The following is a 26,464-nucleotide window of genomic DNA, read 5'->3' on the forward strand; positions in this document are numbered from 1 at the left end:
AACGGGCGAGTGTGTAAAAATCGATCCATTTTTCGGGAACTTTGGAATACAACGAAGGACATGACATCCCCCCAATCAGATCTCGTAGAAGCGCTTAGGCTTTGCAAGGGCGCCTTCATCTCTGCCGCCGGTTTCAGTCTGGTTATCAATCTGTTACAGCTAGTGCCCACTGTCTATATGTTGCAGCTATACGATCGGGTGGTGCCGACCGGTAACCTGACAACCTTAACTTTATTGACACTCATTTTGATGGTGTTGTTTGTCACCATGGGCATACTGGAATGGGTGCGTTCGCAAATTTTGGTTAGAGTCAGTACCCGGCTTGAGGTGTTATTAAGTGAAAGACTGTTAAAAGTGGCTTACAAAATGGCTTTGTATTCCAGTGGGCAACGGGCCAGTATGCAGCCGCTCGACGATTTAACCGCTTTGCGGCAATTCATGACCGGCAACGGTTTGTTTGCCTTTTTCGATGCGCCTTGGTTGCCGATCTATCTAGCTGTGATGTTCATGTTCCACAGTTGGTACGGCTGGGCTGGGGTCGCCACGGCAGTCTTGTTGGTCATTGTTGCCGTTGCCCAGGAAAAGGCCACCAGCCGGATGTTGAGCGAAGCCAACGTAACCGCCATGACCGCACGCAATCTGGTCAGTAAAAATCTCAGAAATGCCGAAGTGCTGGATGCAATGGGAATGTTGCCCAATATCCAGAGCCGCTGGCTGAACAGTGTGCACAAAGTTTTGAGATTGCAGGCAACTGCCAGCTCCCGGGCAGGCCTGATCAATGCGGTGTCCAAGCTGATTCGATTGTCTTCGCAATCGTTGATTTTGGCTTTGGGCGCCTACCTGGTGATCAAAAATGAAATCACTTCCGGATTGATGATAGCCGGCTCGATTTTATTGGGGCGGGCTTTGGCGCCTATCGATATCGTCATCGGCTCGTGGAAGGGTTTTATCAACGCTCGTGGACAATTTCAACGGCTGAACGAGCTACTGTTGCAAATGCCGGCGGATTCAAAAAAAATGACGCTGCCCGACCCGATCGGCGCATTTCAGTTGGATGTGGCGCAAGTGACGCCGCCCGGATCGAAGACCCCGATTATCAGAGGTATCACCATGTCGATTGCCAAGGGCGATGTCCTCGGTGTGATCGGCCCCAGCGGGGCAGGCAAATCGACATTCGCCAGAGCTTTGTTGGGAATTTGGCCAACGTCCAGTGGCACGATTCGACTGGATGGCGCCGAAATTTTTAATTGGAATCGTGACGAACTAGGGCCGCATATCGGCTATTTGCCGCAAGATATCGAGCTGTTCGAAGGCACGATCAGCCAGAATATCGCCAGATTCGGGCAGGTAAACCCGGAAAAAGTGGTTGCCGCGGCGAAAATGGCCGATGTGCACGAACTGATTTTGCGTTTGCCGGACGGGTATAACACTGCAATCGGGGCGAACGGCGGTAATTTGTCCGGCGGGCAGCGTCAACGAATCGGTCTGGCTCGAGCGCTTTACGGCGATCCTGTGGTGGTGGTGCTTGACGAACCCAATTCCAATCTGGATGAACAAGGTGAAATCGCCTTGGGTAGAACCATTCAGCGACTCAAACTAAATAAAGTGACGGTAGTCGTGATTACGCATCGGAATAACGTTTTAAACAATGTCGATAAATTGCTATTGCTCAGCGATGGACAATTGTCTGTGTACGGTCCCAAAGATCAGGTGGTTGCGCATTTGCAGAAAGTCGCGCAACAAGCCGCGCAGCAACATAAAGCCGAACAGCCTCTTGCTTAGCCAAACCAGCCCGGTCCTAAAATGAATCAACTAAGCGAATTCGAAGCCGTTGCCCTCGTGACTGACGACAGGCCGATCCGTCACATCGGGAATATGGTCATCATAGCCACGATTGGTATTTTTGGGGTATGGAGTTACTTCGCGCCTTTGGACAGCTCGGCGTTAGCTCCGGGTTTCGTCGCGGTAAAATCGCACCGAAAAACCGTGCAGCACTTGGATGGCGGCATAGTGCGCGAATTATTGGTCAAGGACGGCTCGGTTGTAAACGAGGGTGACGTCATGATCCGCCTTGACGACACGGCCATTAAGGCCGAGCAGGATATTCTGCGTAGTCAGCAAATTACCCTGTCGGCGCAAGTCGCGAGGTTAACCGCGGAAAGGGATCGTAAAGAACGGATCGAGTTTCCTGAGAGTTTAGAAGACGACAGCGACCCGCGCACGGTGGAAGCCAAATTGGCCGAGACTCGGATTTTTCAGGCAAGAAAACTTTCGCACGAGGGTGAAGTCTCGATGCTCAAACAACGCAGCAACCAGTTAAGCACCCGAGTCGGCGGCTTACAAGGCCAACGTGCGGCCAAGCAAGCTTTGAGCGAATCTTATAAGGACGAACTTAAAGATTTACGCGAATTGCTGGCGGAAGGTTTTACCGGGAAGCAGCGCGTGCGCGATATCGATCGCAATTTAACCTTGGCGACGGGGGAAATGGCTGCGCTAACCGCCGAAATTGCAAGCGATCAAATACAAATTGCCGAAGCGCAATTACAAATTCTGCAGTCGGAAAAACAGTTTCAGGAAGGTATCGCCGGCAAGCTGGGCGAGTCGCAAGCCCAGTTTTACGACGTGAGCCAACGCTTAATCGCCGCGCGGGAAAAAATGGCCCGAACCGAGATTCGCGCGCCGTCCGGCGGCCGCGTTTTGGGCTTGACTGTTCACAACCCCGGTACGGTGATCAGCCCCGGACGGCCGATTCTGGATGTAGTGCCGCAAAAGGAAGAATTGGTTGTCACTGCTCAGGTGTCGACTATGGATATCGACCGCGTCCATGAAGGCTTGAAAGCCGAGGTCAGATTCAGTGCCTTTAAACAGGCTTTGGCGCCGAAAGTGGAAGGCAAAGTCGCGGTTTTGTCCGCTGACCGGCTCAGCGACGAACGCACCGGCATGTCGTATTACCAAGCACAAATCGAACTGACGCCGGAAAGTTATCAGAAACTGGGTGAGATTGAATTACTCCCCGGCATGCCGGCCGAGGTGCTAATCAATACCGGCGAAAGAACCGTATTGGAATATTTACTACAACCTATTACTAACGCCGTATCGCGTGCATTCATTGAAGACTGATGAACTTGGCGAATAGATTGGCGGTTTCGCTTATGCTGCTGGTGTCTTTAAATCTGGCTTGCGCGGAAGATCTGCTGACGGTCTACCAACAAGCCGTCAACGGCGACCCCAGGTTAAAAGCGGCCAGCTTAAAAGTGGATATAGTGACCGCGCAAAAAGAACAATCGTTCGGCGAGTTTTTGCCGCAAGTCAGCGCTACCGGCAACTGGTCGCATAACGATCAGACTGTCGGCAATTCGACCCGTAGCGTCAATACCACTTATCCAGGCAAGCGCTATTACATCTCGGTCAATCAGTCTTTAATCGACTTTACCAAATTCTGGAATTGGCGGCGGGCTCGCGAGACGGAGAATGCGTATCTCGAAGAACAGGTCGAAGCCGAAAACGCATTGATCGACGATGTTGTGGAACGGTATTTCGATGTGTTGCAAGCCGAAGATCAATTGAATTTACTGCGCGGTGAAGCGGAGGCCCTGGAAAAGCAACTGGAACAAATCAAGCGCCAGTTTGAGAAACAGTTGGTAAAGATCACTGATCTTTATGAAGTGGAGGCCAGGGTCGATCAAGTGAAAGCCAGTGAAATCGAAGCGGAAACGGTTTTGGTCAAGGCTAAGGAAAATTTGAAGGAACTGACCAACGCGACGCCGGAAAGTCTCTATCGACTCCGCGAAGATATTGACTATCAGCCTTTGGAAGGTAATTTGGAAGACTGGATCGGGATGGCTAGAAGCGAAAATCCCTTGCTCCGGGCGCAAGTCAACACAATCGAGGCGGCGAGCGACGATGTGGCGATGCAAAGGTCGCGGCATTTGCCGGTGGTCGATTTGCAGTTTAATTACTACAACACCGATACCGGATACCAAAGCTCGCGGACCCCGCAAACCGAGGTCCAAGTGGCGGCTATCAACGTTACCGTGCCGATCTTTAGCGGCGGCGTGATCTCGGAAAAGGCCAATGAGGCGCAACATCGGCTGGAACTGGCTAAAAATGAAAATGACAGCAAAACGCGCGCATTGATCAAGGAAATCAGTGACGCTTTTTTAAGCTCCAACTCCAGTGTGCGGCGGATTGCGGCATCGGCTAAGGCTTTGGCCTCGGCGAAAAAATCGCGCGAAGCCAAAGAAAAAGGCTTTAAATTTGGTTTGGAGACCGTGAACGACGTTTTGGATGCGCAGCAGGCCGAATTCCGGGCAAAGCGGGACCTGTCGCAAGGCCGGTACAGCTATGTGAAAAATCGGATGCGCTTTCTGCACGCGGTAGGCGTGATCTCCACAGAGAACCTGCAAGAAATTAACGATTGGCTGCAAAAGCCGGCACAAACCAGTACGAATTAATATTTTGAATACGATTCCCCGCCAATTTTTAGTCGGTATCGATTTAGGCACCACCCATACAGTGGTGGCCTATGCCGATGGCAACGATCCGGAAAAGCAAATCCGCTTGTTCCTTATTCCCCAACTGATTGCGCCCGGCGAAGTGGCTGAGCGCCCGTTGCTGCCCTCGGTACGGTATCATCCGGCGCCTGGCGAATTAAGCGCCGATGCGGGATTTTTGACGCCGGAAGACGGCGCGGTGCTCGGCGAGGGCGCGCGCGTTTTGGGGGCTAAGTCGCAGGGCCGCTTAGTGACCAGCGCTAAGAGCTGGTTATCGCATACCGCGGTCGATCATGCTGCGTCGATTTTACCTTGGGGTAGTGATGAGTCGGTATTAAAGGTGTCGCCACTGGCGGCCAGTGCCAGTTACTTGGCGCATGTGCGTACGGTATGGGAACAACGGTTTCCGGATGCGCCGTTGGCGAAGCAGAACGTGGTGATTACCGTGCCGGCGTCTTTCGACGAATCGGCGCGCTCCTTGACCTTGGAAGCCGCGAAAGTGGCGGGTTTCAACGATGTCCGATTGCTGGAAGAGCCGCAAGCGGTCTGTTACGACTGGCTGCGGCGGCATGCCGGTAGCATTAAACCCAGCCTGGCCGGAAGCAGATTGCTGCTGGTCTGCGATGTGGGCGGCGGCACTACCGATTTGACCCTAATCAAGATCGATTACGGCAATGGCGAACCGCAACTGACCCGTATCGGTGTCGGCGACCATCTGATGCTGGGCGGCGACAATATCGACCTGGCGCTGGCGCATCTTGTGGAAAGCCGCTTACGTGTGGGCGATAAGAAATTTTCCACCGCCGATCTCTCGCAATTACTTGAGCAATGCCGGGTCGCAAAAGAGCGTTTGTTGGCGGACGATGCGCCGGAGCAAATAGCCGTGACTTTATTGGGCGGCGGCTCTAAGCTAATCGGGGGTAGTAAAAGCACGACGCTGAGTAGGGAAGAGGTTAAACAGATTGCGTTAGACGGTTTCTTGCCTTTGTCCGGCCTGCGGGAGTTGCCGGAAAAGAAGCGCAGCGGCGTGGTGGAGTTCGGGCTGCCGTACGCGGCGGAGCCCGCTATCAGCAAGCATATCGCCGCTTTTCTGCAATTGCATGCCCAGGCCGCGCAGGCTGCGCTGGGTGGGGAAAGTATCGTTCCGGATGCGTTATTGCTGAACGGCGGGGTGTTTCGCAGTCCGGCCATGGTTGCACGGGTGACCGACTTGCTTGCCAGTTGGCGAGCAGGGCAAGCTCCCTTAGTTCTCGACAATCGCAATCCTGAGCTGGCGGTTGCTTATGGTGCGGTGAGCTACGGCATCGCTCGCCGAGAGAAGAAAGTCAGCATTGGCGGCGGCGTAGCCCGCAGTTATTTTTTGCTGGTTGATAGCGGTCTCGACCAAGTCCGGCGAGGCGTTTGTATCTTGCCGAAAGGTAGCGAGGAAGGGCATGAAGTTCTGTTGACGGACCGGCAATTCGGTTTACGCGTCGGTCAACCGGTGCGCTTTCATTTATTGTCCGGTAGCGGCGACGGCAATTTTCGGCCTGGCGAGGTCGTTGATTTAAATGACGAACGTTTCCATAGCTTGCCGCCGTTGGCGGTGGTTTTTGAAGGCCAGCAAAAAGCGGAAATTATCGTGCAATTATTGGCTACCTATACCGAGGTTGGCACGCTACGTTTGCAGTGCGTGTCGGTCGAGGATAATAGCCAGCGCTGGGATGTGGAATTTCAGATCCGTAAAAAAGCGCAAGCCGCCGTCAATGCCGAATTACCGGGCCAATTGCCGCAAGCGCTGGAGAAAATCCAGGCGGTATTCGGCGCCAAATCCAAGCATGTCGATCCACAGGCAGTAAAAACTTTACGCGCCGATCTCGAAAAAGTGTTGGCCGCGCCGCGCGGCGACTGGCAAACACCGCTGCTCCGCGAATTGTTCGGGGTTTTATTGGAAGGCGGCAAATATCGGCGGCGTAGCGAGCAACACGAACGATTGTGGTTGAGCTTGGCGGGCTATTGCCTGCGGCCGGGTTTTGGTTATCCGCTGGACGACTGGCGCGTGGAACAGCTTTGGAAGATTTATCCGGAAAGCCTGCAATTTGTGAACGAAAAGCAGAACTGGGCGGAGTGGTGGACCTTATGGCGGCGGGTAGCAGGCGGTTTGTCCGCCGAGGCCCAACAACGTGTATTTCATGATATCGCCAAATTTCTCAATCCGGCGGCGGCTCGTCAAGCCGGGGTTGCCAAGCAGTTGGTTACGCGCGGATACGAAGATATGGTGCGGCTGGCTGCGGCGTTGGAGCGTTTGCCGGTGGCTGACAAAGTTCAGCTTGGCGAATGGTTGTTGAAGCGTTTGGAAAAATCCGGCGAGCCGGAACAGAGCTGGTGGGCGCTTGGACGGATTGGCGCGCGGATTTTGTTTCATGGCAACAACCATGAGGTGATTCCGCCGGCCATAACGAGCATTTGGCTGCAGCAATTGCTGAAAACAGACTGGAAAAAGCAGCCTCAAGCCGGTTTTGCGGCTACCTTGCTGGCCCGGCGTTGCGACGACCGCGTCCGCGATATAGACGAGGATTTGCGGTTGCAGGTGCTGGAAAAACTCAAACAAGCCAAAGCCGCCGCTTCTTGGCGGGAGATGGTCGCTGAATACAAGCAGCTTGACGAGCAGCAGGAAAAGCAAGTCTTCGGTGAAGCTTTGCCGCCCGGATTGAAGCTAATTTAGCGGTAAGTACAGGTAAATATGGAAAACCGTATCGATCTTTTGCTGGTGGTGCCGGCTCGTAGCGGCTCAAAAGGTATGTTCGACAAAAATAGCCGGGTATTAGCGCGTAAACCGCTATTGGGCTGGACTGCCGACGCAATTTCAGCGGCGGGCTTGGCAAATTCCCTCGCCTTATTTTCGACCGATTTCGCACGCCGGCTATAATTCGGCAGGCGGTCGATATGATGCAGCCAGGCAAAGCCGACGCGGTTATCGGGTGTAAGGAAATCTTTCGAGATTTGACTACGCTTTTTCGTTGCGATGACGGTTTTTTACGGGCTCTGGATTCCGCCGCGCCGCCCCAAAGCAGCCGGCAGCAAACGCAAGCCTTGCTGACGCCGAACGGGGCATGCATTTAACTAACGCCGAGTATTTGTTAACGCATCGGTCGTTTTATCCGCCAAGAACCGCACCGTTGTTGATGAACACGGCGCAGAGCCGGGATATCGATTTGGAAGAAGATTGGTCAATCGCCGAGTCTTTTAATAAACAAGGGTTGGTATGAATACTGTTTTAGTGACTGGCGCAGACGGCTTTATCGGATCGCATTTGACCGAAATGCTGGTGGCGCGCGGGTTAAAAGTCAGAGCTTTGGCGCAATACAATTCCTTTAACGACTGGGGATGGCTGGACAGCGTTTCCTATAAAAACGACATCGAAGTGGTATGTGGCGATGTGCGCGATCCGCAACTTTGCCGAACGATATGCAAGGGAGTCGATACCGTGTTTCATCTGGCGGCCTTGATCGCGATTCCCTATTCCTATCTGGCGCCCGACAGTTATGTTGATACCAATATACGCGGCACGCTGAACGTTTGTCAGGCTGCTCGCGACGCCGGAGTCGCGCGCGTGATCCATACCTCGACCAGCGAAGTTTACGGTACAGCCCAGTACGTGCCGATTGATGAGAAGCATCCGTTGCAGCCGCAGTCGCCTTACAGCGCCTCAAAAATCGCCGCCGACGCGATGGCGATGAGTTTTTTCAACGCCTTCGACTTGCCGCTGACTGTCGCCCGGCCGTTTAACACCTATGGACCCCGGCAATCGGCGCGCGCGGTGATCCCCACCATCATTACCCAAATCGCCGCCGGTAAAAAGCAAATCCAACTGGGCGACGTGTCGCCGACCCGCGATTTTAACTACGTTGAAGATACTTGCCGCGGCTTTATTGCTCTGGCCGAATCCGTTCAAGCCATCGGGGAGACGGTAAACATCGGCTCCAATTTTGAAATCTCGGTCGGCGATACCTTGAATCTGATTAAGTCGATTATGCATAGCGATGTCGAGTTTTTAGTGGACGAGCAGCGTTTACGCCCGGAAAAGTCAGAAGTGAACCGGTTGTGGTGCGATAACGCCAAAATTAAGGCCTTGACCGGTTTCGAACCGGCAGTCAGTCTGGAAGCCGGCTTGCGCCGCACCGTGGACTGGTTTTGCCAGCCTGAAAACCGGCGCAAATATAAAGCGGACATTTACAATGTTTGACAGTTTTGTACATTTGGTACGGGAAATTTATCAAACCGACGGATTTATTCCGCTACACGAACCGCGTTTTGTCGGCAACGAAAAACAATATTTGCTGGACGTGATCGACAGCACCTTCGTTTCCAGCGTCGGACCGTACGTTAATGAGTTTGAGAAAAAGATTGCCGAATACTGCGGCGTCAAGCATGCGGTAGCGACCGTCAACGGTACCGCGGCACTGCACATCGCTCTATTGTTGGCCGGGGTTAAGCCCGGCGAGGAAGTGATTACTCAGGCGGTGACCTTCGTTGCCACCTGCAACGCCATAAACTACTGCGGATCCGCACCCGTGTTTGTCGATATCGATGCCGCTACGCTGGGTTTATCGCCGCGAGCTGTCGCCGAGTTTCTCGAACAATGCGCGGAACATCGAGACGATGGGGTTTACAACAAAGTTAGCGGCAATCGGATTGCCGCCTGTGTGCCGATGCACGTGTTCGGTCATCCGTGTGATATGCAGGGTCTGACGCGGGTTTGCGCCGATTATGGTATCCCTGTGGTGGAGGATGCCGCAGAGGCATTGGGTAGCTACGTCGAAGGCCGCCACTGCGGTGGTTTCGGCGTATTCGGTGTGCTCAGTTTCAATGGCAATAAAATCATCACCACCGGCGGGGGCGGCATGATCTTGACCGACGATGAAGAACTGGCACAACAGGCTAAACATTTGACGACCACCGCTAAATTACCGCATGCCTGGAAATTCGAGCATGACCAAGTCGGTTACAACTATCGGCTGCCCAATCTGAACGCCGCTTTGGGTTTGGCGCAACTGGAGCAATTGCCGAATTTCGTCGAACGCAAGCGCCAACTGGCGGGCCGCTATCTGGGCTGGGCCGAGCATAATGGTGCTGAAATGTTTAAGGAGCCGGCCGGTAGCCAAGCCAACTATTGGCTGAATGCGCTGCTGCTTAACGATCTGGAGCAACGCGATGCCTTTCTGGAATACAGTAACGCGCAGGGGGTGATGACCCGCCCGCTGTGGGCGTTGATGCCGGATTTGCCTATGTATAGGCATTGCCAAACCGACGGTTTGAGTCAATCGCGGCGGCTGGCCGATAGGCTGGTGAATATTCCCAGCAGCGTGGTATTCTGAGCCGAATTTGTTGCTGACACGGCCTGGGCGACGGGATGGATTACCGTCGGAAAGCCGAGTGAAATCGCTCTTATCAAAATCGGGATAATTTCGTGTTTTATCCGTATGAGAAGGTGATTCGCTTTGTTTCTCGAGATATACGCAAGCAAACTGGATTGAATGCGTTTCGTGGCGTTGCAGCCGAGCCTGGAAAATTCAATATTCTGGATTTAGGCTGCTTATTGGCTGCAATGCGATTTATTGCCATGAAATAGGCTTGATGCCTATTCAAATTCGTTACCAGAGCGGCTTGTGGTGAACTTGCCCGCGTCATGACGGCGGATGGATTGTTTTACGGCGATCCGGTTTCTGGCTAGGATTCAAAACATGCCTGGGAATACTGTGGAGAGGAAGTCGTCGATACCCGACATGAGCAAGGCACGATACTGTCTTGCTTTGATCCCGCCAAAATTCAGCGGTTGTTCCATGGGCTGTTTGAGATCGTCGAATCGGTTCTGATTCGCCGCGAACAAGTCGTTGCAGGCGGCTATATTTCGCGTTACCACTTAATGCTTAGGAGAGCTTGATGCAACCTTTGATAGAAAAATATCCCGCGCCCATCAACTCGAAGCTGGATAATTTCGAAAAATATGTCAGACGCCAGGCAATTTCAAGATTTCTGGTCAGGTACGAGCTGTTTCAAATGCAGCTTGGTATCAAGGGCAGCATCATTGAATGCGGGGTTCATCATGGTGGTGGTTTGTTGGCGTGGGCCAAGCTTTCGGCCACGCTCGAGCCGTTTGCCTTGGACAGACGGATCTTCGGCTTCGATACTTTCGAGGGATTTCCGTCGGTAAACGACAAGGATATTGGTCAAGCGGCCAATGAACAAACCAAAGTCGGCGGGCTTGCCACTGGTTACGATGTCTATGCCGAATTGCAGGAGTTGATTGGAGAATACGATGAAAATCGGGTACTCAATCAATTCGAGAAAGTGTTCTTGGTTAAGGGAAACGCCATGCAAACCATTCCGGCGTTTATGGAGCAAAACCCCTACCTTCTGGTTAGTCTGCTGTTTCTGGATTTCGATCTATACGAGCCGACCAAGGTCGCTTTACAGCACTTTCTGCCGCGTATGCCAAAAGGTTCCGTACTGGCGTTCGACGAAATCAATAATCCTTGGTGGCCGGGTGAAACCATGGCAATGCTGGAATCGCTGGATATCAGGCAAAAAGAGATAAGGCGTTTCTCGTTCGACCCGAGTATTGCTTATATCGTCATGTAGGAAGGCAAATGCGCAGGAGAATTCTTACCGAGGCATCGGGTAGCCTGGTTAGCGGCTATCTGATCAATGCCATCAAGGATGCGGGTCATATCGCCGTTGCTTCCGATATCGAAGAACAGTGCGTCGGACGCTATTTGGCTGACGATTTTGTGCGGATGCCTTCAAAGCACGATACGGATTTGTGGCCGAAAGTCTCAACTATTCTTGCCGAACATCGAATCGATGTCGTCATTCCGTCGCTTGACGAAACGCTGCTGGGCTGGGCAAACAACAAGCATCGGTTTGCCGATCGAGGTGTCGAAGTCATCGTCTCCGATCCGCCGGTTATCGAAACTTTTGTCGACAAGTGGTTGGCTTACCTATTTTTTGTCGATAACGGCATTCCCACGCCGGCGACCAGTCTGGGTCAGGATTATCCTTTGGTCAAACCCCGTCACGGTAGAGGCGGGCAGGGTGTCCGCGTGGTTCAGGAGCGGGTCGACATGACGGGTATGTTGTCTCAGGCGTTGCTGGAAGGCGAGGAATATACGGTCGATGTTTTGTGCGATAAAGCTTCGCGGCCTTTGTACATTGTGCCTCGCCGCCGCATCGGCGTGAAGGACGGCAAATCGACGCAGGGCGTCGTCGTCCGTCACGAAAAAATCATTGAGGTCGTCGGCGCATTGTGCGAGGCGGCCCAGTTTATCGGCCCAATTAATGTCCAGTGTTTTTGCTGTCTCGACGGTACGGTGAAAGTTATTGAAGTCAATCCGCGCATCGCGGGTGGTATGGCCTTAGGGTTTGCAGCCACGGAAAATTGGATCTCGGTTTTATGCGATGCGTTGACGGACGATTGGGTTTTCCAACCCAAGCCGATCAAATATGGGCTTAGGATGATGCGTTATTATGCTGAAGTCTTTGTATCCGACCATTGATTGGCCGAATGTGAAGGCGGTCGGCTTTGATCTCGACGGCACCCTTTACGACGAATTCGATTTTATTTCCCAGGTGTACAGGCCGATCGCGGAAAAAATTGCAGCCGCCACCGGCTCGGATCAGTCGAATATCTATAGCTTGTTGCTCAGATGTTGGCTTGAGAAAGGCAGTTCTTACAACCGGATTTTTTCGGACGTGTTATCGGTTGCGAAGGTAGAGCAGGAAATAGCGGATCGCGTTGTCGGCGAATGCCTTAAGGTGTTCAGGACTTTTCGGCCGGCTTTGCAGTTGAGCGCCCGCGTCTTGGCATTGCTGGAGTTTATGGCGGAGCACTATCCGTTGTTTTTGGTGAGCGATGGTTCTTGCTCGCTCCAGCGCGCTAAATTCGAAGCGCTTGGTTTGGGCTTTTGGTTTAGGCCGGAAAACATTGTGATTTCGGGTTGTTTGGACTGCCGAACCGAAAAGCCGGCTGCCGTTGCCTTGGATCATATCGCGATTTTCAACGACGGCTTTGATCCCGCGGAGGCCGTTTTTTTCGGTGATCGGATCGTCGACCGCTTGTTTGCCGAGACGGCGGGGTTCGGATTTGTCGGTGTTAAATGTATGTGGGCTGTTTGAGGTTGGATGGGCATGGATAAGAGGATAGTGCTTGGCGTCACTGGCATTCGTTCCGAATATGACATTATGTCTTCGGTGTTTAGTGCTATTGATCAGCATCCCCTGCTGGAACTGGAAGTTGCGGTGACCGGCGCGCATCTAGCCGATGCCTACGGTTATACGGTGGGCGAAATTCGTAAGGACGGATTTAAGGTTGCCGACGAAATCGAGAGTTTGGTGAATGGCGACCGGGCCTCATCGCGAGTCAAGGGGCTGGCATTTCAGTTGCAGGGCTTGGTGCAAACGGTATGTAGAGTCAAACCGGATTTCTTGTTGGTTTTAGGTGACCGCGAAGAGGCCATGTCGACCGCCTTGGTTGGTGCCTATATGAATGTGCCGGTTGCGCATATTGCCGGTGGCGATCGAGTCATAGGCAACGTCGACGATCAAGTGCGACACGCCGTTACCAAGCTGGCGCATCTTCACTTTGTAACGAATCAGGAAAGTTACCAGCGGATTATTCGCCTCGGCGAACAGCCGTTCAGAGTCTATGACACCGGCAATCCCGGCCTTGATCGATTGTTGCAGGTGCCGGCTCTTTCTGCGGAACAACTCTCTTCTAGGTTAGGATTTGTCTTCGAGGAAGGTGAGCCGTTGATTTTGTTGATTCAGCACGTGATTTCAACGGAAATTGAACAAGCCTATTGGCAAATGCGGCAAACAATGGAGGCCGTTAAGGCCTTGGGTATTAAAACGGTTTTGAGTTATCCCAACTCCGATGCCGGTGGTCAGCAGATTATCAAGGCGATCAGAGAGTACGAGGACTTACCGTTTATACATGCGGTGAAAAATATGCCGCGGCTGGAGTTTGTTAATGTCATGCGCCGTGCCAGTTGCATGCTCGGCAATTCCAGCGCCGGTATTTTGGAATCCCCTTTGTTGAAGTTGCCGGTGATTAATATTGGCAACCGGCAAAAGGGTCGATTGTGCGCGGAAAATGTCGAGTTCGTGCCTCACAATGTTGACCAGATCATTGCTGCCGTGAAGCGGGCCGCGTTTGACGCGGATTATCGAAAACTGGTTAGCCAATGTAGCAACCCTTACGGCGACGGCCAATCCTCACAGCGTATCGCTGAAATTCTGGCGAGCATAGCAATCGACGAAAGCTTGTTGATCAAGGACATAACTTACTAATGGCTAACATAATAGTAGTAGCTCCGCACCCGGATGATGAAACACTTGGTTGCGGTGGAACTTTGCTCAGGCATGCTCGGGCAGGTGATAAAATCCATTGGTTGTTGTTAACCAAAATGACAGAGGCGCAAGGTTTTAGCGAAGCAAGAATTTTGGCCAGAGATCAGGAAATTACTGAAGTATCGCGCCGTTACGGGTTTGTTTCAGTCAATGTACTTGATTTTCCTTGCACCCGTTTGGACTCAATTGCCAAGGGTGACTTGATAGCGAAGATCTCGGGCATCTTCCTAACCCTGCAGCCGGAAGTCGTTTATTTGCCGTTCTGCGGTGACGTGCATTCCGATCATGCGGTTGCCGCCGACGCGGTGATGTCTTGTTGCAAGTGGTTTCGAAACTCCTCGATCAAGCGTATTTTGGCTTACGAAACTTTATCGGAAACCGAATTCGGTATCAGACCTGACACACTGGGTTTTCGACCGAATGTATTTGTTGATATCGGGGATTATTTAGAGCGGAAACTCGAGATTATGCAGATTTTTACCGGCGAGCTCGGCGAGTTTCCGTTTCCGAGGAGTATCGAAGCCTTGCGCGCGCTGGCAATGCTGCGTGGTACGACAGCCGGTTGTCAGGCTGCGGAAGCATTTGTTCTGCTAAAGGAAATAATCTAACGCGGAATGAACGTAAAAACAGAAGCAGTAACCAACATCTTGAAAGTTATTGGCGTGGAAGGCAGATAAGACAGCATGAAAATTATAGCGTTCATACCTGCGCGCAAAGGCAGCAAGCGTGTGGCGGATAAAAATATCAGGTTGCTGGGTGGTCAGCCGTTGATCGCCTGGACGATAGAAGCGGCCTTGGCGACCGGCTTGGATATGGATGTCGTGGTATCTACCGATTCTCCGGAGATTGCCGCTGTCGCCAAACACTACGGTGCCCAAGTACCGTTTCTAAGACCCGAACAACTCGCCGGCGATACTACGCCGACCTTCGATGTGCTCGAATATACTTTGGATGCCTTGAAAACGGCCGGCAAAGATTACGATGCGGTCGTGCTTTTGCAACCGACTTCACCGCTACGCAAGTCAATTCATATCACCGAAGCGATGAAACTGTTGGAACAACCTGATGTACGATCGGTGGTGTCGGTATCGGAGTTGGATTACCCAGTGGAATGGAGCATGATGTTACCGGAAGATCGGCGGATGGATGGTTATATTGTTCAAAACGAGCAAGCGTTAAGAACGCGTAGTCAGGATTTTCCCAAGCGTTATCGGCTGAACGGTGCGGTTTATTGCGCCAAAACCGCCGATATTTTGCAACATAAAAGCTTTTATATGCGGCAAGGAACCAGTGCTTACATCATGGATAAAATGTTTGCGGTTGATATAGACGATTCGTTTGACTTTGAATATGCGGAATTTTTAATCAATCGGTAAATGAAGATGCTCGTCATCCGAGGGCGTTAATTTTAACGGATGTCCGCACGCCAAACCGCGGTTAGCGGCACTCGCTAAACAAGGCCTGAAAAATATCTGGCTTTACTCATTAAAAAACCGGGGAGCAGCGCAAGCCGATTGCTATTTTGATGAATTAAATGCCGCATTTGCTTTAATCGCTGACTGTTATTTGATGGTCCGAACCCGCCCGCCCAAATCCACTTACTTCTATTTCGACATAAACGATTGGCCGTTAAAATTCACTGGTTTGATTTTTCCAACCCTGCCGCGCCGTCAGGTCTGGCGTCGGGTTGTGTGAGCCTGGGAACAATGCGCTAAGCTTAAGCACTACTGGTCGCGTATTGTTAGCGTAGTCATTTTAGGAGTATTAGGGTATGACCCGTATTTTCATTATCGCCGAAGCCGGCGTCAATCATAACGGCAGTCTGGATACGGCGTTGCAGTTGGTGGATGTGGCTGTGGCGGCAGGCGCCGATGCGGTGAAATTTCAGACCTTCAAAGCTGAAAAACTGGTTACCGGCATAGCAGCAAAAGCCGAGTATCAAAAGCAGGCTACCGGTGCTGACGAAACCCAGTTACAGATGTTGAAAAAACTGGAATTGAAGTATGAGTTTCACTTTCACTTACGGGACTATTGTCGGCAGCGGGGTATTGAATTTTTATCGACAGCCTTCGATTTCGACAGTTTGCTATTTTTGGTGGACGAGGTGGGTATCGACAAACTGAAAATCCCATCGGGAGAAATTACTAACGGTCCATTTCTGCTGGCCCATGCGCAGACTGGCAAGAATATTATTCTCTCAACCGGTATGGCTACTTTGGGAGAAGTGGAAACAGCTCTCGGCGTGTTGGCCTTCGGCTACTTGGGTTGGGAGCAACCTTCCCTCGCGGCGTTTCAACAGGCTTATAGTTCGACCGATGGCCGGAACATGCTTAAAAACAAAGTTACCTTGCTGCATTGCACCAGCGAATATCCCACGCCGGCTCATCACGTCAATTTAAGGGCAATGGATACTCTGGCCCAGGCCTTCGGCTTGGCGGTAGGCTATTCCGATCACACCGAAGGTCTGGCCGTACCGATAGCGGCTGCGGCGCGCGGCGCTGTTCTGATAGAAAAACACTTTACCTTGGATCGTAGTTTGAAAGGTCCGGATCATCAGGTCTCAATGGAGCCAGGTGAGCTAAAACAACTGGTCGATTCGATTCGAGTAATCGAAAAGGCGATGGGCTCTTGCGCAAAAGCCCCGCAGCCGGTCGAGTTGAATGCCCGCGATGTGGCTCGCAAAAGTTTGGTCGCTGCGTTGCCGATAGCCGTCGGCAACAGATTTAGTGACGAAAATTTGGCGTGTAAACGGCCGGGTATCGGTATTTCGCCGATGGAATATTGGCGCTTATTGGGGCAAGGTAGTCTGCGGGACTATCAAACGGACGATTTAATCGAATGAACAAGCCCGTCATATTGTTGGGCAGCGGGGGGCATGCGAAAGTATTGCTGAGTATCTTGCGACGTTGCAATTTTGAGATTGTCGGCGTTACCGATCCCTCGCGTACTGTCGGCGAAAATTGGTTAGGTTGTAAGGTTTTGGGTGAGGATCAAGCCGTGCGAACCTTTTCGCCCCGGGACGTGGCCTTGGTAAATGGGATTGGCTCTCTACCTCGAGACGGCGGTCTGCGCCGTAGACTTTTCGATAAATTTGTAGAAGAGGGTTATGGTTTCCAAGCGGTGCGGGATCCTGCCGCATTCGTTGTTGACCCGTTGAGTTTAGCGGCTGGCGTGCAGGTTATGGCCGGCGCTGTGATTCAAGTTGGCGCGTTAATTGCTGAGAACTGCATAATTAATAGTGGGGCGATTATAGAACACGACTGCCGGATAGGCCGGCACGTGCATATTGCTCCCGGTGCGATTATGAGCGGCGGCGTTGAGGTGGGTGACGATGTACATATCGGTACGGGAGCAGTGTTGATTCAAGGGGTGCGGATCGGTAACGGCAGCATTGTCGGTGCCGGTAGCGTGATTACCAGGGATGTAGGTGAACGGCAAATTGTGTATCCGCCCCGTCCTCAAACTCAGGATTTGTGACATGAAACAGCATTGGCAACAAGTGGTAATTCGGCCGGAAGCAAGTCTGCGTACGACGATCGAAGTGATCGATCACGGCGCCTTGCAAATAGCGTTAGTGGTCGATGATAGCGATAAGCTGGTCGGAGTGGTCACCGATGGCGACATACGCCGGGCGCTGATCAGAGGCTTGCAGCTAGAGCATCCGGTTGCGGAGGTTATGAATAAGCGGCCCAAGGTCGCGACGTTGCAGGATAGTAAGGCCCAGTTGATTGCGATGATGGAAGGCCATCATCTCTATCAATTGCCGGTCGTCGACGATCAGGGGCGGGTGGTGCGTTTGGAGTCGCTCCAAGCCTTATATAAACAGCCGGCGTTTCCCAACCCGGTATTTTTGATGGCGGGCGGTTTTGGCAAGCGTCTGCGACCCTATACCGACGATTGTCCGAAACCGCTGTTAGAAATTGGCGGCAAGCCGATTTTGCAAACCATCATAGAGAATTTTGTGAAATCGGGTTTTAGGCAGTTTTTTATTGCGGTGCACTACAAGGCGGAGCAGATCAAGAATTATTTCGGCGATGGCGGCCGCTGGGGTATCTCGATTAGCTATATCGACGAAGTGGAGCCCATGGGCACGGCGGGAGCGATCGGTTTGCTGCCTGACGATTTGTCCGATGTGCCGATGATAGTCATGAACGGAGATATTCTGACCCAGATCGATTTTTCCCGGTTATTGGCTTACCACAATGAGCAACAGGCGATAGCAACCATGTGCGTGCGGCAGTACGAGTATCAAATTCCATACGGCGTGGTGTCCTTGGAGCATCAGCGAATTGTGAATATTGAAGAAAAGCCGCTACAAAGCTGTCTGGCTAACGCGGGAATTTATGTGTTGGATCACAGTTTGGTGAAGAGCATTGCCACGCAAAAAAAGCTGGATATGCCGGCGTTATTTAACCAGCAAATCGCTCTAGGCGAGACGGTGTCTATGTTTGCAGTCAATGACTATTGGCTGGACATTGGCCGCGAGGCGGATTTTTTACGCGCTCAGGGCGAGTTCGCCCAATATTTTTGAGACAGGGGGTAAAGTTATTTTCATTGAGGCCGATACATCCTTCGAGTTTGAAATGAAACATTTTTTATCGAGTCACTTAACCAACATATAGTCGTTTCGGCCTAACCGGCCGGATACACTAGGAGGATAGCATCATGTCAATGGTAATTAACACAAACGTCGCTTCATTAACCAGTCAACGGTTATTAAGCACAACCACCAACTCGCTGAAAACCTCAATGGAGAGATTGTCCTCAGGTTTGCGGGTTAACTCGGCAAAAGACGACGCAGCCGGTTTGGCGATTAGTGATGGAATGACATCGCAAATCAGAGGCATGACGGTGGCGATCAGAAACGCCAACGACGGTATTTCAATGGCGCAAACCGCTGAAAGTGCGATGGGTTCGATCACTGAGACTATGCAAAGGATGCGGGACTTGGCCGTACAGGCTTCCAACTTTGGTGCGGTTAGCGCCAGTGACCGCGAAAAACTACAAACCGAGTTTAAACAGTTGGGCGATGAGATCGGTCGTATCATTAAAAACACTGAATTTAACGGTAAAAAAGTCTTAAACGGTTCTTTGACTAACGTTAACTTTCAAGTGGGTGCCGGAACTTCCGCGAACAACCAAATCTCTATCAATGTGAGCGACTTGGCGGCGGCATCGGGTATTAAATCTCTGTTTAGCACAGGCGCCGTTTCCATCGGTTCCGGGGCTGCTTCAGCGGATACACGGGACGCAGTCGATGCAATTGATAACGCCATTAAAAAAATCGATACGTTCCGCTCAACTTTGGGTGCCATTCAAAATCGCTTTACGACTACAATAGGTAACTTGCAGTCTTCGATTGAAAATCAAAGTGCTGCGCGGTCACGAATCATGGATGCGGATTTTGCGACAGAAACATCCAATTTGAGCCGTACGCAAATTTTGCAACAAGCCGGTACTGCAATGTTGGCGCAAGCTAACCAGTCATCACAAACAGTTCTTAGCTTGCTTAGATAGGGTTAAGAGGATGGCCGCAAAAAATGCGGCTTTCCGCTATGTTTACTTAAACAAGGGTTAATGTCATGAACAGTGAAATTACAAATGTGTTGAAACTGGTTCCTGTGACTACCGTAAAAACCGATAAGCAAGAGACTGGTAAGGTATCCGCTCAAGTAAAGGCAGTAAGCGATCAGGACGGCAATAATGTTGCTGTTTTATCTCTGGATAAGCAAAACGCAACGGCGTTGAATGGCCCAGAGAAAAAAGATAAAACTGATCAAAAGTTGCCGCTGGAGTTGGTCCGGCAAGCCGCAAAAGAAGGTAATTCCATATTGCAAGCTACTCAGCGTAATTTGCAGTTCAAAGTCGACGATGCGACCAAGGAAGTCGTGGTTAAAATTGTCGACAGCGACAGTGGGGAGTTGGTGCGGCAAATTCCATCCGAAGAAATGTTGGCTTTTATTAGACGGATGCAGGAACTGCAAGGCGATCAGGGTTCGGTGATTCAGGATCGGGCATAGTAGTACGAGGCTTGGGAGAGTGTCATGGGCATAGTGTCTTCAACAGGGCTTGGTAGCGGTATCGACATTCAGCAGTTGGTATCGCAGTTAGCAACGGCGGAAACTCAGCCGCAGCTTAATTCAATTCAGCGGCATCGAGATACTGCGAGTGCCAGGCTCAGCGGTTTGGGGACGTTAAAAAGCGCGCTATCGGATTTTCAAACGGCAATCAATACGTTGAAAGACGGTAGTGCGTTTCGCGCGCATACCAGCGCCTCGTCGGACGAGTCGGTTCTCAAGGTCAGCGCCGATGCCTATGCGGCGACTGGAAATTATTCGTTGGAAGTTACGGAATTGGCGAAGGCGCAAAAGTCGATTGTTAAAACCGAGTTTGCCGGCCTCACTTCAACTCTTAGCTCGGGCACGTTGTCGTTTACCGCGACTTCCGGAGCGACGTTCAATGTCGCCGTGGATAGTAGCAATAATACGTTGGAAAAAGTGCGTGATGCCATCAACAAAGCCGATGGCAATAGTTTTGTTTCGGCAAGCATTGTTAATGTGGATAACGCCACGCATACGGGTACGGTATCCAAATTAGTCTTAACTGCAAAAAACACCGGCTCTGCCAGCGCATTTACGCTGAGCGGCACCGATGACGGTAATGTTAGCGGGGACGTCAGTTTATCTCAGTTGGCGACCAGTAACCTGGACACCAAAACCGCGGGACAAGACGCCGTGATTTCGATTGATGGGCAAACCGCGACGCGCAGTAGCAATACCATTTCAGATGTGCTGCCCGGCGTCACGCTCAATTTGGTTTCTAAAACGGAAGTCGGGAAGCCGGTTGCCGTCGATATAGGCGTCGATAACGATGCAATCACCAACAGCATCAATACTTTCGTTACTGCATATAACAAGCTGAATACGACGGTCAAGAATCTCGGCAAATACGGTGGCAGTAAGGACGGTAGCGGTAGTGGAAATGGCGCATTGATTGGCGATTCGACCTTACGTTATGTAGCTACGCAGATTCGGCAGAATTCGACAGGTACGGTATCGACGGCCGGTAGCGGTTTCAACTCTTTGGCGATGATCGGTGTCAGCGTCGACAAAGATGGCGTCATGTCTTTGGATAGTGCTAAGTTAAAAACGGCGTTGTCGGCGAATTTTCAGTCGGTTAGCGATGTGTTTGCCTCTACGGACGGGGTGGCGACCAAACTGGCCTCCAAACTATCGGTGTTGTTGCAGTCGGGCGGATCAATCGATAGTCAGCAAACCTCGTTAAATAAAGCAATTTCCCGATTGGACGATCAGAAGGACGATGTCAACGTCAGATTCCAAAGGGTGCAACAGGCTTTACAAAAACAATTTCTTGCCATGGATAGCGCAGTCGGACAATTCAAGAACACCGGCAATTTTCTTACGAGCTGGATCAGCAAGCTGTAATAGGGGTTTATCATGTACGCAATGGCGAAAAGTAGGAATGGGGCTAAGCAATACGCGGATGTGCATACTGCCAGCGGTTTGGGTGAAGAGTCTCCCCATCGGCTGATCCAAATGTTGATGGAAGGTTTTTTGGTCAGGGTCAATTCCGCTAAAGGTGCGATAGCACATGGCGATATGGAAGCCAAAAGTATTTATATTTCCAAGGCTATGGGAATCGTCGGCGGTCTAAACGAAGCAGTGGATATCGAGCATGGCGGAGATATTGCTGTCAATCTCAACCAGCTTTATGGTTATATCAATATGCGCCTGTTGCAGGCGAGCGGTGAAAATAACGAGCAAATTTTGGACGAAGTGGCTTCTCTGATGAAAGATATAAAAGAGGCTTGGGATGCCATCGGTTAATCCTGCCGATTCATTTCAGCCTAATGATATCGATACTTACGAGCATGTTCTGTTCGATTTTAAAGAAAAAATTGCGCAATGCCTCTCTAGCGAGGATTGGGATCGGTTGCCTATAATATTGCGGTCCCGGCAGGCTTATTTGGAACAAATATTTAGCCAGCCTATTCCTGATGACCTCCGTGATAACCTAAAAAGTATGATGCAAGCTCTGCTAATTGACGATGCATTTTTTCTAGCTCAGGTTGAAGAGCATAAATCCGGCATTGTGAAACAGCAGTTGTCGTTTGATAGGGGCTTGCGCGCGACGCAAGCTTACAAAAATAGCTAGTTTTTGTATCTGATGCCTACGCTAGCAGGCTTCAGCAAGAATTTGGCCGGTTCCAGAAGTAATCTAAATAAAATGTGCCAGATTCCCTGCGTTGGCGTCTGCTTCCTTTCCCGTTTCGCTACCTTTTCGTTCCATTTGCCGGCTTTTGTCAGCTTGGTATTACCGTGCCGGCAAAAATTTATCCCGTTGAGTCCGACTCGTTTCCCATTGTCATCGTCAAAAGGCAGATTTGTCCAGGTAGGTTTTGACACACCACAGGAATACTGAATTAAACTGCCGGTGCGGCCTGTGGCTAAATACTAAATCGTAAATGCTCTTTCAATCAGGAGATATAGACCCGGTTAAGAGAGTGCTTGCGAAGTAGTCGCTTAAATCGCCAACTTGCTACTACCGCTATCTTCCGCTCGTTCAGTACTCAATTTACGTCTCATCTAAAATGTATAACTCTCGTCAAAAAACAGCGACTATTCCGCAGTTTGGGATTGAATATGTTGCTTAAATTCTCCGCATCTCTCAAAGAATGCATAACAAATCAAGATCATGGCCCAAATGTTACGGACGTCACTACAGGCTTCCTTGGAAGGATCTTTAATCAAATTTTAATCTAGTGCTCATAAAGGATTAAGTCGTTAGTTGTAGAATCGTTTCCAAGTAATTTAGTTGAAAACTTGTTTGACCAAATAGAGCTTCGATTCGGTTAAATAGACTTTTTTAACGGTATAAATCTGGTGGCGCATTAGTTTGCGCGATAGAAAATGTTGAGTGGATATCCGATTGCTTGAAGCAATCGGATATATCGCGTACAAGCGTCATTCCTATTTAAAGCACTTCTGCAATGGACGCGGGGAGTGTGTTTATTTCCCGGGTTGAACTTGATGATCATCGGGGGGATTCACCATATAACTTATTGCCGCATATTAATTCAATGACGGCAATAGCAGCAGGCGGGAGGAAAAACTCTTGGTCATGGCTGAAAGAACTCTGCTAAAGCCAAGACATTGTTAAGCAATGTTCGGGCTTCAGAGTAAGGAGGCTAATGGATAGCCGTTTGTTAACGTTAGAGTAAAATGGAGAAAATCAATGAAGATGATTTTATCTTTAAAACATTGGGTCGCTATTTCCCTGTTGCTGATTTCAAATGCTGGCTTCGCTAGTATCTGGGCGCCGACAGGAAACGTAGCGTCCTTTTTTGCGACCAATTTATTGGGGCAACCTGTATTAACTGGTACATTCGGTATTTTTGAAGATACTGCGGATATCAGCCAAGGCAATTTTGTTGTGTCTTTTACAGGTTTCGATGCCGTCACATTTACCGCTAACGGTGGGAATTATGATGTGTCGACATTGTTCTCCAAAAATACGGGGCAATTATCCGGATCAAGTAAATTTCAAATAGGTTACTTATCCGGTAATTCCTGGAAATCGGAGTTATTCAATTCGGATGAAGTCGAGCCATATATCAACTTCGGTTTTGCTACCGGAGCCAGCTTGAATAACCTGAAATTGTTGGTCGCGGCCGGGATTCAGGCAGTTGAAAGTCCAATTACTGCCGTACCTCTCCCGGCGTCTGTATGGATGCTCACCAGTGCTTTGCTGGGACTGCTGTATACGGGGCGCCGTAAAACGAGTGTCCTTGCCTAAAATGTTGGGCTTTGGCCGGGCTGAGCTAGTTTAGCCCGCCCGGCTTTTTTCTCATTTCTGACGGATAAAGCTCTGGCAGGCGATAATTCGTGCATTAAAGTGTCAGCGGTAAAAAAACATTGGCAAAAATATTAATTGTTGGCTGTGGGGATATAGGGTTTCAGGTTGCGTTGCGTCTGCATCAGCAGGGGCATCAAGTCACAGGGCTAAAACGAAATCCCCAGAATATGCCGGCTCCCTTTCCTATCTACTTTGCCGACTTGCGAAATGCAGAGTCCTTGGTTTCGTTACCGGTCGATTTTGATACGGCAATTTTTATTGTCGCACCCGATAGTCGGCAAGCCGACGAATACCAAGCGCTTTATGAAGTTGGCCTAAGTAATTTATTGGCGCATTTTGCTAAATTTTGCAAAGCCCCTACTTGGTTAATGGTGTCGTCAACCAGCGTTTACGCACAAACTCATGGGGAATGGGTGGATGAAACGAGCCGGGCGGAGCCGGAAATTGCAACCGCTCGCTGCTTAGTGGTCGCGGAACACCGACTGCAGGAAGCTAGCGTGCGTAATTGCGTGGTACGTTTTTCCGGCATTTATGGGCCGGGACGGGATTGGCTATTGCGTCGTGCGGCGCGGGGCGAAAGTATTCAGCAATACCCGCCCAGTTATACCAATCGGATTCATCGTGATGACTGCGTGGCGGTTTTATTGTTTTTACTGGAAAAACAACTGGCCGGTTTGCCGTTAGCGTCATGCTATTTGGCAACCGACGATGAGCCCGCTCCGCTTTGGGATGTAATGAGTTGGCTGGCTGAATACTACGCTTATCCACAGCCTTCTGCTTTATCGGTATCGACGAATGGCTCACAAAATAAGAGATGCAGCAACGCCCGGCTAAAGACCTTGGGATATCGTTTTTTATATCCCAGTTATCGGGATGGCTATCGGACTGTTCTATCCGTTGAAGGTCTTTAAGGCTCGTGCCACTAGGCAAAATACGGCATTTTCGTAAAGGTTCGGCAACTTACCAGTCCCCCTCTGTCATAAATATTGTCTTTGCCGCTTGTTAGCTAAGCCGCGTTTAGCTCGGATTTCTGTAGTGTTTTGCAAAAAATTGGGTGGACTTTTTTCGCCGCTGCGCAGGAAATCTTGGGATAAAGCTTCGAGCGTGTCCGTATGCGGTAGCATAAGCGTTTTCGACATTACTGTGTAAGTCAGTTCGAACAAGCGTTTCAGGGCAATTTGCCAGGTGCTGTCGGTTAGTGTGTATAACGCGTCGCTGAATAGCAAAAAGCGGTCGAACGGCCGATCGCCAACAATGAGCGGCAGCGTCGCGCTAAAACGGCCGGAGTTGCCAATTAAATCCCAAAAGCGGGCGAAGCGGCCGATACGTTGTAAGTCTGTAAAGCTGAAATTGCTTGTACTGAGAATGGTATAAGGCGGGTTTGGATCGTAACGTAGCCGATAGCCCTCGTTGTGCCTGTTAATTGGCGCGCCGCGTAGACGTTTTAAGATACCTACTTGAATTTCCTGGGGATTTAGCACAATCAAGTCATCAAAGCTTGCGCCGAACCCGGCAAGGGTATCGCCTGGCAGACCGGCGATCAGGTCGGCGTGTATATGGGCATTTGAATGTTGTCGCAGCCAGTTTAGATTGTCCCGGGTTTTCTGGTTGTCTTGTTTACGGCTGATTAATTGTTGGATAGCCGGGTCGAAGGTTTGCACGCCTACTTCAAACTGTAACACCCCTGGCGGAAATTTTACGATCACCTGTTTCAGTCGCTCCGGCAAGTTGTCCGGAATCACCTCAAAATGCAAATATAAATCTTCGCTGATACGGGCTAGAAAAAACTCCAGAATGGCTACGCTACTATCGACTTTCAGGTTAAAAGTACGGTCGATGAATTTGAAATGTCTGGCACCGCGTTGATACAAGATTTCCATTTCTTGCAAAAATGGCTGCAACTCGAACGGTTTTGCCGTTGTATCCAAGGAAGATAGGCAAAACTCGCATTTGAACGGGCAGCCGCGTGACGCTTCGACGTAAATAATCCGTTGACGAATATCGGTGTCGCTGTAGTGCGAGTAGGGTGCCACCAGCGTTGCTAGAAGTGCAGGTTTGCCGACGATGATTTTTGGTATTTGTGTAATGCCAGTCAGTAACTGAGAACACAACTGCGGAAAGCTGATTTCACCGTTGCCGGTGACGATGTAGTCTGCTAATTCAGCGACTGCGGGTAAATCCGGCGGGTGGCTGACTTCCGGACCACCCAGTACGATTATCGTTTCCGGTGCGACTTGTTTCAGGATTGCGACCACCGCGCTGATTTCGGCGACATTCCATATGTAAACGCCAAAGCCTATTATCCGCGCTTGCTGTTGCAGTAATTTCTCAACGATTTCTATAGGCCGCTGTTGGACGCCGAATTCCAATAATGCAGTTTCGGCTTGCAGGTTGCCCATATTGGCATACAGATAACGTAAGCCAAACGCCGTGTGGATATAACGGGCGTTGAGAGTGGTGATAACGATACTGGCCATGGCTAATAGGGATAACAAGTTTTGGGCGTTGGGGCAAACGGGATGTCGTCGGCATAATACCTATTTTGCTGGCTGAAGAGCGAGACCGCAGTTGATAAGCGGATAATTTTGTTGGTATTCGATTGAGCTATTCGCTGGGTTTCCCTTAGCCTATAAAAAACGGTATAAGGGCAATTACAGGAGATATGAGGCTTGGTTAAAAGCGACAAGCTTTAGCCTGACGGGCAGGCC

General features: G+C 50.6%; 25 protein-coding genes. 24 read left to right on the plus strand and 1 reads right to left on the minus strand.

Going from position 1 to position 26,464, the window contains the following annotated elements; translation table 11 throughout:
* The first annotated feature begins 60 nt into the window (after positions 1-60).
* The 24 genes from ACH50O_RS22570 (at position 61) to ACH50O_RS22685 (ending at position 24,667) form a co-directional block, all read left to right on the plus strand.
* Positions 61-1,782, plus strand: a complete 1,722-nt coding sequence (locus ACH50O_RS22570; RefSeq protein WP_446809982.1) for a type I secretion system permease/ATPase — start codon at positions 61-63, stop codon at positions 1,780-1,782.
* A gap of 21 nt (positions 1,783-1,803) precedes the next feature.
* On the plus strand, positions 1,804-3,120 hold the full coding sequence (locus ACH50O_RS22575; RefSeq protein WP_446809983.1) for an HlyD family type I secretion periplasmic adaptor subunit: 1,317 nt from the start codon (positions 1,804-1,806) through the stop codon (positions 3,118-3,120).
* Positions 3,121-3,137: 17 nt separating this feature from the next.
* Positions 3,138-4,454 (plus strand): TolC family outer membrane protein, encoded by a 1,317-nt coding sequence (locus ACH50O_RS22580; protein ID WP_446809984.1) that lies wholly within the window; start codon positions 3,138-3,140, stop codon positions 4,452-4,454.
* Positions 4,455-4,458: 4 nt separating this feature from the next.
* A complete protein-coding gene (locus ACH50O_RS22585) occupies positions 4,459-7,197 on the plus strand; it encodes an Hsp70 family protein (protein ID WP_446809985.1) in 2,739 nt (912 codons plus the stop codon).
* A gap of 18 nt (positions 7,198-7,215) precedes the next feature.
* Positions 7,216-7,401 (plus strand): cytidylyltransferase domain-containing protein, encoded by a 186-nt coding sequence (locus tag ACH50O_RS22590; RefSeq protein ID WP_446809986.1) that lies wholly within the window; start codon positions 7,216-7,218, stop codon positions 7,399-7,401.
* A gap of 184 nt (positions 7,402-7,585) precedes the next feature.
* On the plus strand, positions 7,586-7,741 hold the full coding sequence (locus ACH50O_RS22595) for a hypothetical protein (protein ID WP_446809987.1): 156 nt from the start codon (positions 7,586-7,588) through the stop codon (positions 7,739-7,741).
* The gene (locus tag ACH50O_RS22600) at positions 7,738-8,718 is read left to right on the plus strand and encodes an NAD-dependent 4,6-dehydratase LegB (RefSeq protein ID WP_446809988.1); all 981 of its coding nucleotides are present in this window, start codon (positions 7,738-7,740) and stop codon (positions 8,716-8,718) included. Before ACH50O_RS22595 ends, ACH50O_RS22600 begins: the two co-directional genes overlap by 4 nt.
* Positions 8,711-9,850 carry a LegC family aminotransferase gene (locus ACH50O_RS22605; protein WP_446809989.1) on the plus strand — a complete coding sequence of 380 codons (1,140 nt, stop codon included), beginning with the start codon at positions 8,711-8,713 and terminating at the stop codon, positions 9,848-9,850. The genes ACH50O_RS22600 and ACH50O_RS22605 overlap by 8 nt, the downstream gene beginning before the upstream one ends.
* Positions 9,851-10,415: 565 nt before the next feature.
* Positions 10,416-11,114 carry a TylF/MycF/NovP-related O-methyltransferase gene (locus tag ACH50O_RS22610; protein WP_446809990.1) on the plus strand — a complete coding sequence of 233 codons (699 nt, stop codon included), beginning with the start codon at positions 10,416-10,418 and terminating at the stop codon, positions 11,112-11,114.
* Positions 11,115-11,122: 8 nt separating this feature from the next.
* Entirely contained in the window at positions 11,123-12,028 is a 906-nt protein-coding gene (locus tag ACH50O_RS22615) for an ATP-grasp domain-containing protein (protein ID WP_446809991.1), read from the plus strand.
* Positions 12,000-12,647 carry an HAD family hydrolase gene (locus ACH50O_RS22620; protein ID WP_446809992.1) on the plus strand — a complete coding sequence of 216 codons (648 nt, stop codon included), beginning with the start codon at positions 12,000-12,002 and terminating at the stop codon, positions 12,645-12,647. The genes ACH50O_RS22615 and ACH50O_RS22620 overlap by 29 nt, the downstream gene beginning before the upstream one ends.
* A 12-nt stretch (positions 12,648-12,659) precedes the next feature.
* Positions 12,660-13,820: a UDP-N-acetylglucosamine 2-epimerase gene (gene neuC / locus ACH50O_RS22625; RefSeq protein WP_446809993.1), complete on the plus strand. Its 1,161-nt coding sequence runs from the start codon at positions 12,660-12,662 to the stop codon at positions 13,818-13,820.
* The gene (locus ACH50O_RS22630; RefSeq protein ID WP_446809994.1) at positions 13,820-14,488 is read left to right on the plus strand and encodes a PIG-L deacetylase family protein; all 669 of its coding nucleotides are present in this window, start codon (positions 13,820-13,822) and stop codon (positions 14,486-14,488) included. Before neuC ends, ACH50O_RS22630 begins: the two co-directional genes overlap by 1 nt.
* 75 nt (positions 14,489-14,563) lie before the next feature.
* Positions 14,564-15,256: an acylneuraminate cytidylyltransferase family protein gene (locus ACH50O_RS22635; protein ID WP_446809995.1), complete on the plus strand. Its 693-nt coding sequence runs from the start codon at positions 14,564-14,566 to the stop codon at positions 15,254-15,256.
* Positions 15,257-15,651: 395 nt separating this feature from the next.
* Positions 15,652-16,722 carry an N-acetylneuraminate synthase gene (gene neuB / locus ACH50O_RS22640; RefSeq protein ID WP_446809996.1) on the plus strand — a complete coding sequence of 357 codons (1,071 nt, stop codon included), beginning with the start codon at positions 15,652-15,654 and terminating at the stop codon, positions 16,720-16,722.
* Complete coding sequence (locus ACH50O_RS22645; RefSeq protein WP_446809997.1) at positions 16,719-17,357, plus strand: acetyltransferase; 639 nt, start codon at positions 16,719-16,721, stop codon at positions 17,355-17,357. The genes neuB and ACH50O_RS22645 overlap by 4 nt, the downstream gene beginning before the upstream one ends.
* 1 nt (position 17,358) lies before the next feature.
* Positions 17,359-18,411, plus strand: coding sequence for a nucleotidyltransferase family protein (locus tag ACH50O_RS22650; RefSeq protein WP_446809998.1), 1,053 nt, complete (start codon positions 17,359-17,361; stop codon positions 18,409-18,411).
* Positions 18,412-18,545: 134 nt separating this feature from the next.
* Entirely contained in the window at positions 18,546-19,397 is an 852-nt protein-coding gene (locus tag ACH50O_RS22655; RefSeq protein ID WP_446809999.1) for a flagellin N-terminal helical domain-containing protein, read from the plus strand.
* Between the two features lie 65 nt (positions 19,398-19,462).
* Positions 19,463-19,900 carry a flagellar protein FlaG gene (locus ACH50O_RS22660; RefSeq protein ID WP_446810000.1) on the plus strand — a complete coding sequence of 146 codons (438 nt, stop codon included), beginning with the start codon at positions 19,463-19,465 and terminating at the stop codon, positions 19,898-19,900.
* A 24-nt stretch (positions 19,901-19,924) separates the two neighbouring features.
* On the plus strand, positions 19,925-21,325 hold the full coding sequence (gene fliD, locus ACH50O_RS22665) for a flagellar filament capping protein FliD (RefSeq protein ID WP_446810001.1): 1,401 nt from the start codon (positions 19,925-19,927) through the stop codon (positions 21,323-21,325).
* 12 nt (positions 21,326-21,337) lie between these two features.
* Positions 21,338-21,727 carry a flagellar export chaperone FliS gene (gene fliS / locus ACH50O_RS22670; RefSeq protein WP_446810002.1) on the plus strand — a complete coding sequence of 130 codons (390 nt, stop codon included), beginning with the start codon at positions 21,338-21,340 and terminating at the stop codon, positions 21,725-21,727.
* Positions 21,714-22,055 carry a flagellar protein FliT gene (locus ACH50O_RS22675; RefSeq protein WP_446810003.1) on the plus strand — a complete coding sequence of 114 codons (342 nt, stop codon included), beginning with the start codon at positions 21,714-21,716 and terminating at the stop codon, positions 22,053-22,055. Before fliS ends, ACH50O_RS22675 begins: the two co-directional genes overlap by 14 nt.
* Before the next feature lie 1,080 nt (positions 22,056-23,135).
* The gene (locus tag ACH50O_RS22680) at positions 23,136-23,696 is read left to right on the plus strand and encodes a VPLPA-CTERM sorting domain-containing protein (protein ID WP_446810004.1); all 561 of its coding nucleotides are present in this window, start codon (positions 23,136-23,138) and stop codon (positions 23,694-23,696) included.
* 170 nt (positions 23,697-23,866) lie between these two features.
* Positions 23,867-24,667, plus strand: a complete 801-nt coding sequence (locus ACH50O_RS22685; protein ID WP_446812182.1) for an NAD-dependent epimerase/dehydratase family protein — start codon at positions 23,867-23,869, stop codon at positions 24,665-24,667.
* Between the two features lie 66 nt (positions 24,668-24,733).
* On the opposite strand, the gene ACH50O_RS22690 is transcribed toward ACH50O_RS22685, so the two are convergent.
* Positions 24,734-26,233 (minus strand): DUF4080 domain-containing protein, encoded by a 1,500-nt coding sequence (locus ACH50O_RS22690; RefSeq protein ID WP_446810005.1) that lies wholly within the window; start codon positions 26,231-26,233, stop codon positions 24,734-24,736.
* Between the last annotated feature and the right edge of the window lie 231 nt (positions 26,234-26,464).

Source organism: Methylomonas sp. 2BW1-5-20, from assembly GCF_052474515.1.

What these genes read in the sequence shown, in the direction of transcription:
- ACH50O_RS22655 (WP_446809999.1), top strand. Translation starts at nt 18,546, where the DNA reads ATGTCAATGGTAATTAACACAAACGTCGCTTCATTAACCAGTCAACGG.
- ACH50O_RS22675 (WP_446810003.1), top strand. Translation starts at nt 21,714, where the DNA reads ATGCCATCGGTTAATCCTGCCGATTCATTTCAGCCTAATGATATCGAT.
- ACH50O_RS22650 (WP_446809998.1), top strand. Translation starts at nt 17,359, where the DNA reads ATGAAACAGCATTGGCAACAAGTGGTAATTCGGCCGGAAGCAAGTCTG.
- ACH50O_RS22570 (WP_446809982.1), top strand. Translation starts at nt 61, where the DNA reads ATGACATCCCCCCAATCAGATCTCGTAGAAGCGCTTAGGCTTTGCAAG.
- ACH50O_RS22690 (WP_446810005.1), bottom strand. Translation starts at nt 26,233, where the DNA reads ATGGCCAGTATCGTTATCACCACTCTCAACGCCCGTTATATCCACACG.
- ACH50O_RS22600 (WP_446809988.1), top strand. Translation starts at nt 7,738, where the DNA reads ATGAATACTGTTTTAGTGACTGGCGCAGACGGCTTTATCGGATCGCAT.
- ACH50O_RS22635 (WP_446809995.1), top strand. Translation starts at nt 14,564, where the DNA reads ATGAAAATTATAGCGTTCATACCTGCGCGCAAAGGCAGCAAGCGTGTG.
- fliS (WP_446810002.1), top strand. Translation starts at nt 21,338, where the DNA reads ATGTACGCAATGGCGAAAAGTAGGAATGGGGCTAAGCAATACGCGGAT.
- ACH50O_RS22620 (WP_446809992.1), top strand. Translation starts at nt 12,000, where the DNA reads ATGCTGAAGTCTTTGTATCCGACCATTGATTGGCCGAATGTGAAGGCG.
- neuC (WP_446809993.1), top strand. Translation starts at nt 12,660, where the DNA reads ATGGATAAGAGGATAGTGCTTGGCGTCACTGGCATTCGTTCCGAATAT.
- ACH50O_RS22630 (WP_446809994.1), top strand. Translation starts at nt 13,820, where the DNA reads ATGGCTAACATAATAGTAGTAGCTCCGCACCCGGATGATGAAACACTT.
- ACH50O_RS22595 (WP_446809987.1), top strand. Translation starts at nt 7,586, where the DNA reads ATGCATTTAACTAACGCCGAGTATTTGTTAACGCATCGGTCGTTTTAT.
- ACH50O_RS22680 (WP_446810004.1), top strand. Translation starts at nt 23,136, where the DNA reads ATGAAGATGATTTTATCTTTAAAACATTGGGTCGCTATTTCCCTGTTG.
- ACH50O_RS22605 (WP_446809989.1), top strand. Translation starts at nt 8,711, where the DNA reads ATGTTTGACAGTTTTGTACATTTGGTACGGGAAATTTATCAAACCGAC.
- neuB (WP_446809996.1), top strand. Translation starts at nt 15,652, where the DNA reads ATGACCCGTATTTTCATTATCGCCGAAGCCGGCGTCAATCATAACGGC.
- ACH50O_RS22590 (WP_446809986.1), top strand. Translation starts at nt 7,216, where the DNA reads ATGGAAAACCGTATCGATCTTTTGCTGGTGGTGCCGGCTCGTAGCGGC.
- fliD (WP_446810001.1), top strand. Translation starts at nt 19,925, where the DNA reads ATGGGCATAGTGTCTTCAACAGGGCTTGGTAGCGGTATCGACATTCAG.
- ACH50O_RS22645 (WP_446809997.1), top strand. Translation starts at nt 16,719, where the DNA reads ATGAACAAGCCCGTCATATTGTTGGGCAGCGGGGGGCATGCGAAAGTA.
- ACH50O_RS22615 (WP_446809991.1), top strand. Translation starts at nt 11,123, where the DNA reads ATGCGCAGGAGAATTCTTACCGAGGCATCGGGTAGCCTGGTTAGCGGC.
- ACH50O_RS22660 (WP_446810000.1), top strand. Translation starts at nt 19,463, where the DNA reads ATGAACAGTGAAATTACAAATGTGTTGAAACTGGTTCCTGTGACTACC.
- ACH50O_RS22575 (WP_446809983.1), top strand. Translation starts at nt 1,804, where the DNA reads ATGAATCAACTAAGCGAATTCGAAGCCGTTGCCCTCGTGACTGACGAC.
- ACH50O_RS22610 (WP_446809990.1), top strand. Translation starts at nt 10,416, where the DNA reads ATGCAACCTTTGATAGAAAAATATCCCGCGCCCATCAACTCGAAGCTG.